The organism is Aeromonas sp. S18(2024), assembly GCF_041402525.1.
Taxonomy (GTDB): Bacteria; Pseudomonadota; Gammaproteobacteria; order Enterobacterales; family Aeromonadaceae; genus Aeromonas; species Aeromonas enteropelogenes.
Genome location: NZ_JBGLQV010000016.1, coordinates 55,640 through 72,624, shown reverse-complemented (window position 1 = coordinate 72,624; position 16,985 = coordinate 55,640). Strand labels below are relative to the sequence as shown.

Here is a 16,985-nt window from a genome sequence, read left to right as displayed (position 1 = left end):
TTAAGTTTGGTTGCCTATAAAGGCGGCTCAATGAATTGCTGAATTAACTGCTGCAACTTTCGTTGCTTTGGTCACTTCATCAGACATTGAAAATCAAAAATTGTTTTTGATACTCGATGCTGTGAGTGCCCACACAGATTGCTTGATTCAAATTGTTAAAGAGCGCTACGCTTGTCGCGTTGAGGAAGCGCATATTACGCTTCTCACTTCGAAAGTCAAGCGATTGTTTTCGCTTTTCTTTCGGCGCCGGCTTCTCAAGGAAGCTGGCTCATCAGGTTGGCGTGAACCGCCGTGCTGATGAGGGCGCATTATAGGGAGCGGCGTTTCGATGACAAGACTTTTTTTGAAGAAAATCACGAAAATTTCAAATATTTCAATTAGAAACAGCTTATTCAGTGTATATATACAGGGTTATCCACAAAACAGCGGTTCCACACCCTTTTAAGCGTCATTTCTGACAACGCAAAGGGCTCCGGGAATGCCATACTGACATCGATAACCTCTCCCTAGCGGTCCGTGGTAGCGCCAATCAGGAAAGCTGGTTACCATGGAGGTGAATATAGTGTTGCACCTTTTTTGCTTTCATTTACAAAAGGTCTTTTAAGATGAATTTATCCAAATTTCCCGTCTATGTGCAGGCCGCCATCCTTGCACTGGTATTGGCAGTTATCGGTTATCTGGTTGCTCAAGCCCTGCAGTTTTCTTTGAAGGCGGAAGTTATTTTTGCCGTGGGCCTGGCTATCGGTGGTTTTATCGTCCCGCTCTGCCTGAAACGTTCCCCGGCCAATGCCGTAGATGCGGTCGCCAATCAGGAGACATGCACCTTATATGTAGGCAACCTGCCATATCGGGCCAACGAGATCGCCGTGCGCGAATTGTTTGCCGAGCAAGGCCAGGTGATTTCCGTTCGCTTGATGAAAGACAAGGCGACCGGCAAACGCAGAGGATTTGGTTTTGTGGAGATGCCCGCCGCCGATGCTGCCAAGGCGATTGCAGCCTTGAATGACAAGGAGTATCAACAGCGCACTCTGAAGGTACGCGAAGCCAACGACAAGCGGGATAAAGAAGAGAAGGAAGGTGGCGAGGCTGACGCCTGATCTGAGCGTCGGAATATCTCAGTAACGCACCTCTTCCAACGATGACAGCCCCCATGCTTGCAAGGGGGCTGTCAGTTTTTGAGCCTCCCCATCCAGCCGGGTGCAATAAGCCCGAGCAATCACCTCATTGCAGTGAATCTGGCCGGAAGCGGCATGGCCCCCGTTGGCCAGCAACCAGGCCACCCGTTTGGCCACCGCGCAACCCGAATCGACGAGCCGGCACCCTGGCATCAGTTGCTGGATCTCCTCATTCAATAACGGGAAGTGGGTACAACCCAGCACCAGCGTATCCGGCGTGCACTCCCCTTCCAGCCACTCGGCCAGGACTTCGCGCAGCAGCGGCATGTTGACCGGCAGTCCGGCCAGCTTGTGCTCGGCCTCGATGACCAGCTCTGTCGTGCCTTTGAGCAGCACCCGCTTGCCGGGGGCAAACTGGGCGATCAACTCCTGGGTATAGTGGCGACTGACCGTGCCGGGCGTTGCCAGAAGACCGATGCAACCATTGCGGGTCAGGGCGGCTGCCGGCTTGATGGCGGGCACGACTCCCACGACCGGAATGGCCAGTGCGGCACGCAGCGCGGGCAGAGCTATGGTGCTCGCTGTGTTGCAGGCGATCACCACCAGATCGATGGCATGTGCTGTCACCATGTGACTGACCAGACCGGAGCAGGCCGCGATCAGCTGGGGTTCGCTCAGTTCGCCGTAGGGGAAGTTGGCGTTGTCGAAACAGTAGAAATAGTTGTGGGCCGGCAAAACACGGCGGATCTCGCGATAGATGGTGAGGCCACCCATACCGGAATCAAACACGAGAATATTGGCCACTTGAGCTCCCCCTTTGGTGCAAGGGGGCGATCATACTCCCGGCTGCGGCCAATAGAAAAGGCCCTGCCAATGGCAGGGCCCCGGTTTTTTCCGATCAGACGGATAGGGCTTACAGAGAGTAATCCATGGTGATGTAGTAAGCGCGCTCATCAGCCGGATAGCCGACCGCGGTCTGATACTCCTTGTCCAGCAGGTTGTTAATCTTGCCGGAGACCTTCAGCGCCGGTGTCACCTTGTAACCCACCGCCAGATTCCACACGCTGTAACCACCCAGCTCGGTGGTGTTGGCCGCGTTGCCATAGCGCTCGCCCTGGTAAATCCAGCTCAGGGAGCCGTCAAACTGCTGCCACTGCGCCTCTGTCACCCACTTGGCGCCCTTGCGGGAGATCAGTTGCAGCTGTTTGTCGGTGATCCTGTCTTTGGGATCCTTGTATTCGGCAGAGACCCGATGGCTCAACCAGCCGGTATCAAACTCCCCTTCCAACTCGATACCTTCGATCCGTGCCTTACCCACGTTTTGCGGCGTCCACATCCCCTGGCTATCGGGGGCCCACTGGATCATCTGCTCGAAATCGTTGCGATAGCCGGTCAGGCGCCACTCCACCCCGGCGGTCTGGCCATCCAGCATCAATTCGCTGCTCTTCGACTCTTCCGGCTTCAGCTTGCTGTTGCCGGAGCCCGGATAGTAGAGATCGTTGAAGGTCGGTGCACGGAAGCCTGTGCCGTAACGGGCGCTGAGACGGTAATCCTCTGCGAAACGCCAGCCCGCTCCGGTCTGCCAGGTGTTGTGACGGCCAAACTGCTCGTTGTCGTCGCTGCGTCCGCTCAACTCGGCCTGCCAGGTCTGGTTGTCAAACTGGGCGAGGGCATAGAGGCCGGTGTTGTCACGCTCTTTGGCATCAGCCGGATAGGTGGCGCCGGAGGAGCGGGAGCGATCATCCAGCATGTCGCGCTGCCAGTCGGCCCCGCCCCCCAGGGTCCAGAACTCGTTCACCTTGAAGCTGTTGACCCAGTTCAGGCTGTACTGGCGGGTATAGGTGCGGTTAACGGCCTGATCGCGACCGCTGTTGTCCGGATAGTCGTAGGCGTCCTGCTTGGAAAAGGCGCCGCGCAGCTCGCTCAGGTAACGATCATCGTGATAGCGGGAACCGAGCTGGTAGCTCTGGTTCTCGGTCCAGGTTTCGTTGCGCTGATGATTCGCCGGCCCCCAGGCGGAAGCAGCGGACGAACTGTCATACTGGGCAACGTTGCGGAACCAGCGGGTCGTCCCGAACAGATCCCAGTTGCCAGTGAGCGCCTGCTGATAGTCCAGCATGGCGTTATAACCGCGGTGGCCATGACGATCGCCATCATTGATACCGGGCAGAGGATGTACGTTGTAGCCGGACTCGTCGTCAAAGCCGCCGGCGACCTTGAGCTGACCCGCCTCGCCCACCTGGCTGGCGCTGCTGAACGCCGCCTGGCGCTGTTGATTGGAACCAGCCCCCAGGTTGAACTTGTGCTGGTTGGTGCCCTGCTCGGGGCGCGTGATGATGTTGATCACCCCGCCGATGGCATCGGAGCCATAGATGGATGCACGCGGGCCGCGAATATATTCGATCCGCTCGACCTGATTGAGCGGCAGGTTGTTGAGTTCGGTCATGCCGGCGGTCAGAGAGGCGCTGCGCACGCCGTCCACCAGCACCAGCGTCTGGGAAGAGGTACCGCCGCGCACCCGCAGCGAGCTCAGTTGACCGCGACCACCATTGCTGACCACTTCCACACCGGGCAGGGTCTTGACCACATCGGTCACGGTCTGGGCTTGCAGGCGATCGATCTCGTCCCGGCTGATCACATTGACGGGAGCCAGTACGCTGGAAGCAGGTTGGGCGACGCGAGTGGCGGTCACCACCATGGTGGGATTGACAGGAATGGTCAGCTGCTGGGCAAATGCCGCCGTCGGCAACAGGGCAGCCGCCAATAATTTCTTGGACATGAGAGATCCTTAAGTTCGCGTAAGCATCTACTTCGTGGCCGGTTTCTCTCGGCCCGAAATACGAACTCTGGCAGGTCTTCGGGCTGGGGGGCTGATGACCTACGGCGACGGCTTCCCACCTGACGGCAGTGCCCTGATGTCGCTTCGTTCCCCCTTACCGCTGCGCGCCAGCTCCGGATTTTCACCGGATTCCCTATTAAGCATGATGCGCCAAAGCGGGGGGGATTATAGGCAGACGCATATCGGATGTATAGCCATCCAGATTTCTATTTTTTATTTTCCAGTGCCGCCAATCGCTGGCTGGCCCCCTCCATCACCGCCTTCACGCCGGGGTGGGAGAGATGACGACCGGCCGAGACAAGATAGTAGGAGAGGGTGACCTCGGGCAGGGTGGCAATCCGTTCGACACCATAGACGCGGGTTATCTCCTCCCCCATGGCGAGCGGAGCCGGAAAGATCCCCATCCCCGCCTTGCCAAACGACTTCATCAGGGCGGAGTCATCGAACTGGCCGACCAGGTGGGGATGGATGCCCTGCTGGTGATACCAGGCCAGTAAGCGATCATGAGTCACCGACTTTTCACCCGGGATCAGCACGGGCAACCCCTCCAGCGCGGCGGGAAACCCCTTGCGGGCCTGCGCCGCCAGCGCCGGGCTGGCAAACAGCGCCAGCGGGCTGCGCCCCAGCTCGTGGTTATAGCCGCGGATGCCGCTGTCGGGGGGCAGCGGGCGGTCGGTCAGCACCATGTCCAATTTGTGTCTGGCCAGCTCGCTGAAGAGCTGGTCGGGCCGTTCCTCATGACAGATCAGCCGAAGCGGGGTCGCCAGTGCCATGGCCGGCGCCAGCAGTTCGAACGCCAGGGTGCGGGGGACTGACGCGGTAATCCCCACCTGCATGGTCAGCTCCTGGCTGGCGTGGCGCAAGGAGTGCTCCAGCTCGGCCACCTGGCCGCTGATGGTCTGCGGGGTCAGATGCAACTGCTGCGCCGCCCGAGTCACGCCACCGCTGCGGGCCACATGCCAGAAGTAGTAGAGCTGTTTGTAGTTGAGCATCGGACCCCTTATCAGTTTTTACCGAACAACCATCAATCAAAATCTGATTTTATCGAAGCATCATGCACTCTAGCATGCAACCACCCTGTGGACTGCTCCCGCGAGTCATCATGTTGGATGTTGTTGTTCTCTTTTTCCTGTTTGGCCTGCTGGCTGGTTTGGTGCGTTCCGAGCTCAAACTGCCGCCCGCCCTCTACGATACTCTCTCCCTCTTTTTGCTGCTGGCCATCGGCCTCAAGGGCGGCGTCGGGCTGGCCCAGCAATCCCTGCTCCCCCTGCTGCCCCAGCTGGCGCTGGTGATCCTGCTCGGCGTGGTGCAGACCCTGCTCGGCTTTGCCCTGCTGCGCATCAAGATGAACCGGATCGATGCCGCCGCCACCGCCGCCCACTACGGCTCGGTCAGCGTGGCCACTTTCGCGGTCGGGGTGAACTGGCTCACCGAGCGCGGCATCGACTTCGAATCCCAGCTCTCCATCTTCCTGGCAGTGATGGAGATCCCGGCCATCCTGGTCGGCATAGTGCTGGCGCGTGGCGTGAGTCGCCAGACCCGCTGGCGGATGCTGGCCCACGAGACTTTCCTCGGCAAGGGGGTCACCCTGCTGCTCGGCGGCATGGCCATCGGCTATCTGGCCGGCCCGGAAGGGGTCGCCCCCCTCAAACCGCTCTTTGTCGACCTGTTCAAGGGGGCGCTGGCCCTGTTCCTGCTGGAAATGGGCCTCATCGTCGCACGCCAGTGCCAGGATCTGCGCCGCCACGGCCTGTTCCTGCTCGGCTTCGCCCTGCTGATGCCGCTCGCTTCGGCCGGACTGGGATTGGCCGTCGGCAAGCTGATGGGGCTCTCCCTCGGCGGATTGACCCTGCTTGCCATCCTGGCCGCCAGCACTTCTTATATTGCCGTACCCGCCACCCTGCGCATCGCCCTGCCCCAGGCCAATCCCGGACTGTCGCTGAGCGCCGTGCTGGGGGTCACCTTCCCGTTCAACATCATGCTGGGGATCCCGCTCTACCACAGCTGGGCCCGCCACTTCATGGAGTAGCCATATGCAGACCGAGACCCGCACCCTGCTGACCATAGTGACAGAGGCCACCCTGGAACCCACCCTGCTGCGCACCCTGACCCGTGAAGGGCTGCGCGGCTACACCATCACGGACGCCCGGGGCCGGGGAGACCATGGCGAACGCAACGCCAGCTGGAGTGAAAGCGGCAATATCAGGCTGGAGGCGATCTGCACTCGCGAGCAGGCCGAGCGATTGATGGAACATATTAAGATCCGTTACTACCCCGATTACGCTATGATTGCGTTCCTGCAAACGGTCGAAATAGTGCGACCCGAGAAATTCTGAGCCGGCATGCCGGCTTGTTTTGCCAACCAGAGACAAACGTTTGACTGCAAGGAGTAGTAATGAGCACCCCTCCCCTGATCGGCCTGGTAATGGGCTCTGACTCTGACTGGCCCGTCATGCAAGCGGCCGCCCGCATCCTCAAGGAGCACGGGGTTCCCTACGAAGCGCGCGTGGTATCGGCCCACCGCACCCCGGATCTGCTGTTCGAATACGCCGCCAGCGCCCGCGAACGCGGCCTGCGCGCCATCATCGCCGGCGCCGGCGGTGCGGCTCACCTGCCGGGCATGCTGGCCGCCAAGACCACGATCCCGGTACTGGGCGTGCCGATCCCGACCCGCCAGCTCAAGGGAATGGACTCCCTGCTCTCCATCGTGCAGATGCCCAAGGGCGTACCGGTCGCCACCTTCGCCATCGGCGAGGCGGGTGCCGCCAACGCCGGCCTGTTTGCAGTCTCCCTGCTCTCCGTCGCTCAGGACAGCGACGCCCCCCGCTACCACCAGCAGCTCGACGGCTTCCGCGCCAAGGAGCGCGATCGGGTGCTGGCCCTCACCCTGGAGGAGCCGGCATGATCCTGCCTCCCGCTACCCTCGGCATGCTCGGCGGCGGCCAGCTCGGCCGCTACTTCGTGATGTCTGCCCACCGCCTCGGCTATCAGGTCATCGTGCTGGATCCGGATCCCGCCAGCATCGCCGGCGCCGCTGCCGACGATCAGATCATCGCAGCCTATGACGACGCCGATGCCCTGGCCGAACTGGCCCGCCGCTGTGATGCCATCACCTGCGAGTTCGAGAACGTACCCGCCGCCTCCCTGGCCCTGCTGGAGCAGCACAAGCCGGTGCACCCGGCCGCGAGCGCAGTACGCGTCTGTCAGGATCGCCGTGAAGAGAAAGCCTTCCTGGCCCGTGCCGACGTACCCGTCGCGCCGAACCTGACCCTGCTGCCCCACGAGCCGCTGCCGGCCCTGTCGGATCACCTCTTCCCCGCCATCCTCAAGACTGCCCGCGAGGGTTATGACGGCAAGGGGCAGTGGACCATTCACCAGGCCAGCGAGCTGCCGGCGGCCCTGGCCGCCAGCGGCGTACCCTGCGTGCTGGAAAAACGCCTGCCACTGGAAGGGGAGTTTGCCCTGACGCTGGCGCGCAGCCCGAGCGGTGCCATCAGCGCCCTGCCCCTGGTGCAGAACTGGCACAGCGGCGGCATCCTGGATCAGACCCGCTCTCCGGCCAACGTGCCTGCCCTGGAGGCCGAAGCCCAACGCATCGCCGAGCACATCATCGCCGCCCTCGACTACGTGGGCGTGCTGACGGTGGAGTTCTTCCTGGTCGGCGGCCAGCTGCTGGTCAACGAGATGGCGCCCCGCCCCCACAATTCGGGTCATCCCAGCATCGACAACGCCGGCTGCAGCCAGTTCGAGCTGCAGGTACGCGCCCTGTGCGATCTGCCCCTGCCGGCAAAAGCCGAGGTGCAACCCGCCATCCTGCTCAACCTGCTCGGTGATCTGTGGCAGGACGGCACCCCGGACTGGGCCGGTGCCCTGGCCCTGCCCGGGGTGCACCTGCACCTCTACGGCAAGGGCGAGGCCCGCCCCGGCCGCAAGATGGGCCACGTCACCGTCACCGGCCGCGACTGGCCGACGGTCGAAGCCACCGCTAGCCAACTGCGTGCCCTGCTGGGCCTGCCGCCGCGCTAAGCGCCGCTGGTACCAACGAAAAGACCCGGGCCTTGGCCCGGGTCTTTTTTATGGTGCTGCCTTCAGACGAAGAGTCAGGCCCGTTCGGCAGAGGCCGCGACGGGGGCTGGCAAACGGATGGTGAGGGAGAGCACCAGGGCCACCACCAGCAACACCAGGATCAGGTTGAAGGTCGCCATGAAGCCGCCGAACAGGGAGGCGACGATGGAGCCGATGATGCTGCCCAGACCAAAGCCCAGATAGATGACGCCGTAGTTCTTGGTCAGGTTGTTGAGGCCGAAGAAGTCGCTCACCAGCGAGGGGTAGACGGTGATGGTGCCGCCGAAGCTGAACGCCACACAGGCCACCGCCACGAAGAAGAGGTTGGCGTTGAGCGGTACGAACAGCAGCAGCGCCATGCCGCACAGGGTAATCAGCTGGGCGATGGTGATGACCCGGATGCGGGACATCTTGTCGGAGAGGATGCCCAGCACCAGCCGGCCACCCAGGTTGGCCATGGCAATGATGGCGACGGCGTTGGCGGCGACCACGGCCGGCAGGCCCACCATCTTCTCGCCGATGTCCTTGGCCACGCCGATGACGTAGAGACCGCTCATGCAGGCGGTGAGGAACATCAGCGCCAGCATCCAGTACTGGGGCTTGCGCATCGCCTCGGCCAGGGTGAAGTCGCGGCTCTCGCTCTGCTGCACGGCGGCCGCCTGCTTGGGCGCGTCCTTCATCAACATGCCGCCCACCAGCACCATGGACATGGCGATCAGTCCCCACAGCTGGAAGGTAGTCTCAAGACCGTTGCTGGAGAGCAGCAACAGGTTGATGTACTTGAAGCCGAGACTGCCGAGGCCATAGGCGCCGATGGAGCAGGCGGAGATGAGCCCCTTGCGCTCCGGGAACCACTTCACGCAGTTGGAGAGGGTCATCAGGTAGCCGGTGCCGTCGGCAAAACCGACTAGGATGCCGGCGCAGAGGTAGAGCATCGCCAGGTTGCTGGCGTGAGCGGTGAGAAAGAAGCCGATGCCGAGCAGCACGCCGGCGCCCAGGGTAACGTTGCGCACCCCGAACCGCTCCTGCAGCTTGCCCGCCAGGGAGGAGGCGACTGCAAGCGACAGGCTGAGCAGGCCGAAGGCGAAGGCAACCTGACTCACCGGCTCGTCCAGCTTGTCGGAGAGCTGGGCGTTGAACAGGCTCCAGGTGTAAACGGATCCCAGCGCGAACTGGGTGATGATGGTCCCCAACAGGGTGAGGTAGCGGGTGCGATTCATCTCTTTGGTCATGATGCGTCTCGGTCAATGGCCTTAAGGAAACTGGGGCCACTATAGGCAAGACGCCACTCCCGCCGACCGATTAAGGCATGAAATGCAGATCGGCGGGAATGAATGACAATCAGAGCCGCATCAGCTGACGGAACGCCTTGATGTTGCTGCGGCTGACCGGCACCTCGAACGGTAGGTCATGGAGCCGGATGAGACAGGTGTTGTTGAACCAGGGCACTATCTCACGGATCTTGTTGATATTGACGCAGTAGGAGCGGTGGCAGCGGAAGAACCCCTCGGCAGGCAGCCGGCTGACAAACTCGCTGAGGGTCATGGTCATCACGTAACGGTCATCGCGGGTGTAGACATAGGTGAGCTTCTCGTCAGCTTCCGCGTAGTAGATCTGCTCGCAGGGGGTGACGATGATGCGCTCCCCCTTCACCAGATTGACGGTGCGATTGTGCGGCGCTCCCTGCTCGACTCCCTGCCCCGTCTGTGCCTTGCCCGCCAGCTCGAGCTTTTGCAGCAGGTTGATGAGGCGCAGTTCGTTGTAGGGTTTGAGGATGTAGTCGAACGCCTCCAGTTCGAACGCCTCCACCGCGAACTCCTTGTAGGCGGTGACGAAGACGATGTGGGGCGGATGGCTCGACTTGTGCAGGTTCTTGGCCAGCAGCAGACCGTCGATGGCGGGGATCTGGATGTCGAGGAAGACCACGTCCACCTCGTGATCCTGCAGGTATTTGAACGCCTCCAATCCATCCTCGAAGCTTGCCACTATCTCGATGGTGCTGTGCTGCTCCACCAGAAAGGCCAGCTCCTCGCGAGCCAGGTATTCGTCTTCGACAATAATGGCTTTCAACATGACAACGCCTCACGAGTCAGACACTTAACTTCCACAATGATGGCCTTCAACATGGCATCGCCTCCTGATCCGGCAGATAGAAACTCACTTCGGTACCCGGCTCCAGCCGCGTGAGGTGCAGGCCGTCCCCGTAGAGCAGCTTGACCCGCTGATGCACGTTCATCAGGCCGATGCTGCGGCTCTCCACCCGACCAGCTGCGACCCCGTCGATCACCGCCTGGCTGATGCCGAACCCCGTGTCCCGCACCGCCACCCGGATGCCACCCGCCAGCAGTTTCACCTCGATGGTGACCCGACCCGGCGCGCTGCGGGGCTGGATGCCGTGCAGGATGGCGTTTTCCACCAGCGGCTGCAACAGCAGGCTCGGCACCTGGATGTGCACGTCGTCCACCTCGAACACCACCTCCAGCTTGTCGCCGAAGCGGGCCTGCTCGATGGCCACGTAGTCGCGCACCTGCTGCAGCTCCTCCTGGATGTCGATGAGGGTATCCCCCTTGTTGAGGTTGTAGCGCAGGTAGTCCGCCAGGTTGGCGATAAGCTGGCGCGCCTGCTGGGGCCGAATGCGGATCAGCGACGAGATGGCGTTGAGGGCGTTGAACAGGAAGTGCGGGTTGATCTTGCTCTGCAGCGCGGTGAACTCCGCCTTGCGGGTCATCTCTTTCAGCTGCTCGATGCGCGACACCTCCATCTGGGTGGAGATGAGCTGGGAGAGGCCCACCGCCATCTCCCGCAACGAGCTGGTGATGCTGTGGGTGCGGCGGTAGTAGATCTTGAGGGTGCCACTGACGGCGCCGTTCTCCCGCAGCGGAATAATGATGACCGAGTGGAAGTCGGCCAGGTGGTACTGGCGCAGATCGTTGTTGATGATGATCTGGTCCAGCAGCACCGCCCGCTGGGTCATGGCGCTGATGGCGTGGTGCTCGTCCAGCTCGTAGTAATCCTTGCCCACCCCCACATAAGCCAGCACGTCATGGGTATCGGTGATGGCCACCGCATCGGCGCTGATCTCGCGCCGGATGACGTCACACACCTGCCCGAGGGAGTGGCGGTCGATGTTCTGGAAAAACGGCAGGGTCTGGTTGGCGATGTCGAGCGCCAGCTTGGCCTGCTTGGCGGCAATCAGCTCCTTCTCGTCATCCAGATCCTGCACCAGCTTGATGATGAGACCGATGCAGAGCGTCCCGGCGATCATGGGATAGGCGATGTGGTTGACGATTTCCACCCCCACCGAATGTGGCTCGGTCAGTTGCCAGATGAGCAGCATGGTCAGCCCCTCGCAGACCATCCCCGCCAGGATGCCGTACAGCCAGAGCCGCGACTTGCGGCATCTCAGGTGCAGCCAGGTGGCCAGCAGACCGGCGATGATGCTGGCGATAAGGCAGGGGATGGAAGTGTGACCATCCATGTCGATGAGGTAGCGGTGCAACCCCGAGATGACCCCGGCCGGAATGCCGACCCAGGGGCCGAACAGGATGCCGCCCGAAATGATGGCGATGATCCGCACGTTGATGAGCGCCCCCTCTATGGGGATGCCGGTGTAGGTGCTGAACACCGCAAACAGGCAGAAGATGGCGGCGACCAGCACCAGTTCGGCCGGGGTGTGATCCCGCTTCTGAAACAGCCGCTGGAACGGCCGGGTACGAGTCAGGAAGAACAGGGTCATCAGCATCAGGGCGGCCCGTTCGAACACCGCCAGCAGCATCATCTGATTTTCAAGCATGGATACCTCAAGAGCGCGACAGGTGGGAGCCCACTATAGGGATTGTGAGCTCGGCCACCGCTGACCGGGATCAAAGAGAGAGGGCGAGTCACCGCGCCAGAAACGAAAAAGCCCCGCGCCAACATGCGGGGCCTGACAAACAATCCTCATCAGGAGAGGGTGGCCAACCTGGCCGCAAACCCCATAAAGAAGAGGCCGATGAGACCGTTGCCCAGCTTGGCGAGGCGCACCTTGCGCGCAAAGAAACGAGCCATCAGGGTACCGCCGAAGATCAGCAGGCTCAGATAGACGAAACTCATCGCCTCCAACATGCCGGCCAGCACCAGATAGGAGAGCCAGGTGTGGGCATAGTTGAAGTCAATGAACTGCACGAAAAAGGAGACATAGAACAGGATCGCCTTGGGGTTGGTGAGGCTTAAGGTCAGGGCCTTGCTGAAATAGCGCTCTCCCGCGTCTATCTCGGACTCTTCTCCTTCCCGTCTGGCGATGAAGTTGGCGTGCAGTATCTTCACTCCCAGATAGAGCAGATAGATGGCGCCGAGGTAGCGCACCAGGGTGAACAGCAGGGGGGTGGTGCGAATGAGGGAGGCAACCCCCAGATAGGCGCAGAAGATCAGGATGGCATCGCCGACGAATACCCCGAGAGCGGCGCGATATCCCGGCCCTATGCCACGGCTGGCACCGGTGCGCAGCACGTAAAACGAGTTGGGGCCCGGCGCTATGATGATGAAGAAGAGACCGACCAGATAGGTCCAGACGTTGATGACCCCCAGGCTCTCAAACATCGGCCACCTCCGTTCCTGTCATCGACCAGGCCGCGACATCAATGCCATCCAAACGTTCGTACATGTTGCCCCCGAGAGACGGAGGACACCTGTGCAGAGGCGCCCTCCCGGATGAAAGAGTGAACAACCACTCTATACCAATCTCTGGTAGGTCGGAAACCGTCGCATACAAAAGCGGCAAACATGCCCTGCTCCGTTGGCAAACCGGTGGCAGTCACACCGCCGCCGGCGATCAGCAGTATTGACCGGCGACCCAGCCGGAAGACCAGGCCCACTGGAAGTTGTAGCCACCGAGCCAGCCGGCCACTTCCACCACTTCGCCGACAAAGTAGAGGCCGGGCACCTTGCGCGCCTCCATGGTCTTGGAGGAGAGCTCGTTGGTATCGACGCCCCCCAGGGTCACCTCGGCGGTGCGATACCCCTCGGTGCCGTTGGGCAGGATCTGCCAGTCTCCCAGCAGGGCGGCGATGGCCTCCAGCTCCCGCTCGTTGTACTGGCGCATCGGCTTGCTGTCGAGCAGGCCCATCTCCACCAGCTTGTCGACGAAGCGTTTGGGCAGCTCGCGCCCCAGCACGGTTTTCAGCTCCTGGGCCGGATGGGCCTGGGCCCACTCCCGCAGGGCGGCCGCAATATCGAGTTCCGGCAGCAGGTTGATGTGGATCTTCTCGCCGGCGTGCCAGTAAGAGGAGATCTGCAGGATGACGGGGCCGGAGAGGCCGCGGTGGGTGAACAGCATGGCCTCCTTGAAGCGGGTGCCATCCTCGGCGGTCACCGCCACCGGGAGGCTGATACCCGCCAGATCGGCAAAGGCCTCTTTTTCGGCCTGATGCAGGGTGAAGGGCACCAGACCGGCACGGGTCGGCAGTACCTTGAGGCCAAACTGCTCCGCCAGCTTGAAGCCATAAGGGGTGGCGCCGAGCTTGGGCATGGAGAGGCCGCCGGTGGCCACCACCAGCGAGTGGCAACGCACCTCTCCCTTGCTGGTCGCCAGTACGAAGCCTTCGTCACCCTTGCTGACGGCGAGGATCTCGGTCTGGCACTGCAGGGTCACCCCGGCCCAGTCGCACTCGGTGAGCAGCACGTCGACGATATCCTTGGCGCTCTCGAGGCAGAACAACTGCCCCAGGGTGCGCTCGTGATAGTTGACCCCGTGGCGATCCACCAGATCGATGAAATCCTGCTGGGTGTAACGGGCCAGCGCCGACTTGCTGAAGTGGGGATTGGCGGAGAGGTAGGCGTGGGCCCCCGCCTGATGGTTGGTGAAGTTGCAGCGGCCACCGCCGCTGATGAGGATCTTGCGGCCCGGTTTCTTGGCATTGTCGAGCACCAGCACGGAGCGGCCCCGATAGCCCGCCTGCGCCGCACACATCAACCCGGCCGCACCGGCCCCGATCACCACCACATCCACTTGCATCATCACAGCCTTACTCATCAAACGACCAACCAACACGGCCCGGAGAAATACAGCAGGGTCGCCATTGTGCCCGGCGGTCACCACTGCGGTTTTCGCCCCGAGACAATAGAAAACGGCCCGTAAAAGGGCCGTCATTGTACTGGCTGAACACTAAGTGTCCACGACTATCAGGCGTTGCCGTCCATGATGCTGGCCGGCGCGCCCTTGGCCAGCTCGGCCAGCTCCTTGTCGATGAAGTAGAGACCCTTGCCATCCTCGCCCACCAGACCCAGGCGATCGACGATGCTCTTGAACAGCTTCTCCTCTTCGTGCTGCTCGGCCACATACCATTGCAGGAAGTTGAAGGTGGAGTAGTCCTGGGTGGTGAAGGCCACGTGAGCCAGGCCGTTGATGCACTTGGTGATGTGGTATTCATGCTCCAGGGTGGTGCGGAACACGTCACCCAGCGACTTGAACTCGTGGGGAGGCGCATCGATGGCACCCAGCTTGGGCATGGCACCGGTCTCGCTCACATAGGTGAACAGGCGCTCCATATGCTGGCGCTCCTCGACCGCGTGCTGGCGCAGGAAGGTGGCGGCCCCTTCGAAGCCCTTGTCTTCGCACCAGGCGCTCATCTGCAGATAAAGATTGGAGGAGTAGAACTCCAGGTTAATCTGTTCGTTCAACTTTTCGATCATGGGTTGGGCCAACATACTGATTCTCCACTGTGATTTGGTATCGATTGTCGCCACACTCAGGTTGCGAATCAACCCGCCAACGGGAGGGTGATCCCATTTCCTGCTCGCTTAAGGGATCAGCTCGGTGAGCGAGGCGACATCCACGGGCGCACCATAATCCACGCCAGTCAGCTCGAAACCATTGAGCTGCATGAAATCCCGGCGCAGGCCGGCGAAATCCCCCAAGGCGTGGAAGTTGTCCGGCGTTACCTTGGGCCAGAGCGCCGAGACGGCGGCCTGAATGGCCGGATCCAGCTCGAGGTCATCCATCCGGATCAGCCGGTTGCCATCGGCCACCACCCCATTGGGCCCGTACATCTTGCCGGCAAACAGCCGCTGCATCTGCTCGATGCAGCCCTCGTGCACTCCTCGCTCCTTCATCACCCCCATCAGCAGGCCGAGATAAACAGGCAACACCGGAATATAGGCACTCGCCTTGGTCACCAGCGCCTTGCACACCGACACCCAGGCGTGGCCACCGATTTGTGCCAGTTGCAGGTTGATGGTCTCGGCGGTGGCGTGCAGATGCTCCTTGGCATAACCGATGGTGCCATCCCGATAGAGGGGATAGGTCGACTCGGGGCCGATATAGGAGTAGGCCACCGTCTGGGCGCCAGGCGCCAGGCAATCCGCCTGCTGCAGCGCCTGCAACCAGAGCTGCCAATCCTCGCCCCCCATCACGGTGACGGTATCGCGGATCTCCTCCGGGGTAGCCGGCGCCAGGGATTGCTGCACCAGGGCATCGCGCTCCAGATCCAGTCCCCAGCCGCTGAAGGGTTGGCCCGTGGTCTTCAGCACGGAGCGCACCTGAGTGCCATCGGCCAGCACCCGGATGCCGCTCGCCAGCGAGTAGATCACCAGATCCACCTGCCCGAGCTGCTGGCGAATGGTCTCGATGGCCTGCTGGCGCATAGTGTCGGAAAAAGCGTCACCGATCAGGTTGATGGCGATGCGTCCGGCCTGCTCCGCCGCCTGCCGAAACCAGATGTTGTTGTACCAGCCGGCGCTGCCAAGCCCCTTGTCGGAGGGGCCCCGTTCGAACGAGATGCCTATGGTGTCGGCCCCGGCGCCGAAGGTGAGCGCGATGCGCGACGCCAGCCCGAAACCGGACGAGGCCCCCAGCACCAGCACCCGTTTGGGCCCGTTGAACGGGCCTGCGGCCCTGACACTGGCGATCTGCTGCTGCACGGCGGCCCGGCAGCCGATGGGGTGACAGTTACGGGCGACGCAGCCCTGGATCTGGGGAGTAATGATCATGACGGTGTCTCCAAGGGAATTGGCTACAGCATAACCAAGCGCAGGGAGATTACCTTGATACCGGGCGGATTCCGGAGAAGAAAAACGGCAGAAAAACAAAAGGGAGCCGAGGCTCCCCAAAGCGGTATTCAAATGCTTTTTGTTGTTTTGTGTTCATTGCGAAGCACGGGCACATCCTATGCTTCTCCCTTGCCAGGAGCAAGCCGGGGGATGTGACCCGCTTCAAACTATTGTTTATTTAATGTACAAACAATGCTGTTGCTGCGAGCAAGCGCACGCTCCCGGCAACCATTCAAGCCCGTTCAAATCCCTAAACTGTGCCCTCGGCACCATTTTAGTTTCAGCGGAGATTGGTATAGTGGGCTCAGGATCAGTGAGGAGATATCCCATGAGTGGAACCTATTACAAACACATTCTGGCCGCGATCGATCTGTCGGAAGACAACCGCAAGGTGATCGAGAAGGCGGTCGATCGGGCCCGTTCCAACGGCGCCCAGTTGTCGGTGATCCATGTCGATGTGGACCTCAAGGATCTCTACACCGAGATGATCGATATCGACATCGACAACGTGCAGGATCAGGTGATCGCCGAGGCGAAGGAGAAGCTGGAGACCTTCCTGGCCTCGGTGGACTACCCCATCGAGAAGAAGCTGGTGATCTGCGGCGACCTCAGCGAACGGGTCAACCAGGCGGTCAAGGATTACCAGATCGACCTGCTGGTGTGCGGCCATCGCCAGAGCTTCTGGAGCCTGCTCACCTCCAGCGCCCGCCAGCTGATGAATACCGTGCCCTGCGATCTGCTGGTGGTGCCCTTGCAGAAGTGATCAAACAGGCGTAGCTTGATTTGCCATGAATATGACCATCTTCACTCACAACTACTGGTGGTGCTGCTTCTAAACAGGCGGCACTGCTTTTCTATGTGAAATTTTCCCGAAGAAAACACCGTGACCGCCGAGAGGCGGTCAACTGTTTTTACTCCCTTGTCGCCTCCCGGCCCACCCC

Annotated in this window: 16 protein-coding genes and 1 riboswitch; of the genes, 6 read left to right on the top strand and 10 right to left on the bottom strand. The window is 61.3% G+C overall.

Translation table 11 applies throughout. The annotated features are described in order from the left end of the window. Positions 1–605 precede the first annotated feature (605 nt). Positions 606–1,097 carry an RNA-binding protein gene (locus ACB034_RS19955; protein WP_042026776.1) on the top strand — a complete coding sequence of 164 codons (492 nt, stop codon included), beginning with the start codon at positions 606–608 and terminating at the stop codon, positions 1,095–1,097. A gap of 18 nt (positions 1,098–1,115) precedes the next feature. Here the strand turns inward: ACB034_RS19955 and murI are convergent, their stop codons facing one another. From murI to ACB034_RS19940, 3 genes are all read right to left on the bottom strand, one after another. Then, positions 1,116–1,919, bottom strand: coding sequence for a glutamate racemase (murI, locus tag ACB034_RS19950; RefSeq protein WP_371173567.1), 804 nt, complete (start codon positions 1,917–1,919; stop codon positions 1,116–1,118). 109 nt (positions 1,920–2,028) lie between these two features. Then, positions 2,029–3,894, bottom strand: a complete 1,866-nt coding sequence (locus tag ACB034_RS19945) for a TonB-dependent receptor domain-containing protein (protein WP_268856429.1) — start codon at positions 3,892–3,894, stop codon at positions 2,029–2,031. A gap of 51 nt (positions 3,895–3,945) precedes the next feature. Further along, positions 3,946–4,124: riboswitch (cobalamin riboswitch) on the bottom strand. Between the two features lie 36 nt (positions 4,125–4,160). Then, on the bottom strand, positions 4,161–4,946 hold the full coding sequence (locus tag ACB034_RS19940) for a LysR family transcriptional regulator (RefSeq protein ID WP_371173566.1): 786 nt from the start codon (positions 4,944–4,946) through the stop codon (positions 4,161–4,163). 110 nt (positions 4,947–5,056) lie between these two features. On the opposite strand from ACB034_RS19940, the gene ACB034_RS19935 reads away from it, so the two are divergent. Genes ACB034_RS19935 through ACB034_RS19920 form a run of 4 tightly spaced genes read left to right on the top strand, consistent with a single transcriptional unit; the run spans position 5,057 to position 7,980 of the window. Further along, positions 5,057–5,983, top strand: coding sequence for a sodium-dependent bicarbonate transport family permease (locus tag ACB034_RS19935; protein WP_371173565.1), 927 nt, complete (start codon positions 5,057–5,059; stop codon positions 5,981–5,983). Between the two features lie 4 nt (positions 5,984–5,987). Beyond that, positions 5,988–6,290: a P-II family nitrogen regulator gene (locus tag ACB034_RS19930; protein ID WP_026456329.1), complete on the top strand. Its 303-nt coding sequence runs from the start codon at positions 5,988–5,990 to the stop codon at positions 6,288–6,290. A gap of 59 nt (positions 6,291–6,349) precedes the next feature. Next, positions 6,350–6,859, top strand: coding sequence for a 5-(carboxyamino)imidazole ribonucleotide mutase (gene purE, locus ACB034_RS19925; protein ID WP_371173564.1), 510 nt, complete (start codon positions 6,350–6,352; stop codon positions 6,857–6,859). Next, on the top strand, positions 6,856–7,980 hold the full coding sequence (locus tag ACB034_RS19920) for a 5-(carboxyamino)imidazole ribonucleotide synthase (protein WP_371173563.1): 1,125 nt from the start codon (positions 6,856–6,858) through the stop codon (positions 7,978–7,980). The genes purE and ACB034_RS19920 overlap by 4 nt, the downstream gene beginning before the upstream one ends. A 74-nt stretch (positions 7,981–8,054) precedes the next feature. Here ACB034_RS19920 and ACB034_RS19915 read toward each other — a convergent pair whose 3' ends face one another. From ACB034_RS19915 to fabV, 7 genes are all read right to left on the bottom strand, one after another. Continuing rightward, positions 8,055–9,251, bottom strand: coding sequence for an MFS transporter (locus tag ACB034_RS19915; protein WP_371173562.1), 1,197 nt, complete (start codon positions 9,249–9,251; stop codon positions 8,055–8,057). Positions 9,252–9,360: 109 nt separating this feature from the next. Beyond that, a complete protein-coding gene (locus ACB034_RS19910) occupies positions 9,361–10,092 on the bottom strand; it encodes a LytR/AlgR family response regulator transcription factor (RefSeq protein WP_371173561.1) in 732 nt (243 codons plus the stop codon). A gap of 46 nt (positions 10,093–10,138) precedes the next feature. Further along, the gene (locus tag ACB034_RS19905) at positions 10,139–11,812 is read right to left on the bottom strand and encodes a LytS/YhcK type 5TM receptor domain-containing protein (protein WP_371173560.1); all 1,674 of its coding nucleotides are present in this window, start codon (positions 11,810–11,812) and stop codon (positions 10,139–10,141) included. Positions 11,813–11,961: 149 nt separating this feature from the next. Further along, entirely contained in the window at positions 11,962–12,597 is a 636-nt protein-coding gene (gene leuE, locus ACB034_RS19900; RefSeq protein ID WP_026456335.1) for a leucine efflux protein LeuE, read from the bottom strand. Between the two features lie 232 nt (positions 12,598–12,829). Continuing rightward, positions 12,830–14,014, bottom strand: coding sequence for an NAD(P)/FAD-dependent oxidoreductase (locus ACB034_RS19895; RefSeq protein WP_371173570.1), 1,185 nt, complete (start codon positions 14,012–14,014; stop codon positions 12,830–12,832). Between the two features lie 164 nt (positions 14,015–14,178). After that, positions 14,179–14,703, bottom strand: a complete 525-nt coding sequence (ftnA, locus tag ACB034_RS19890) for a non-heme ferritin (protein WP_201942820.1) — start codon at positions 14,701–14,703, stop codon at positions 14,179–14,181. 93 nt (positions 14,704–14,796) lie between these two features. Then, positions 14,797–15,984 carry an enoyl-ACP reductase FabV gene (gene fabV, locus ACB034_RS19885; protein WP_225633748.1) on the bottom strand — a complete coding sequence of 396 codons (1,188 nt, stop codon included), beginning with the start codon at positions 15,982–15,984 and terminating at the stop codon, positions 14,797–14,799. Positions 15,985–16,372: 388 nt separating this feature from the next. Here fabV and ACB034_RS19880 point away from each other — a divergent pair, with 388 nt between their 5' ends. Continuing rightward, the gene (locus ACB034_RS19880; protein ID WP_371173559.1) at positions 16,373–16,807 is read left to right on the top strand and encodes a universal stress protein; all 435 of its coding nucleotides are present in this window, start codon (positions 16,373–16,375) and stop codon (positions 16,805–16,807) included. The last annotated feature ends 178 nt before the right edge of the window (positions 16,808–16,985 follow it).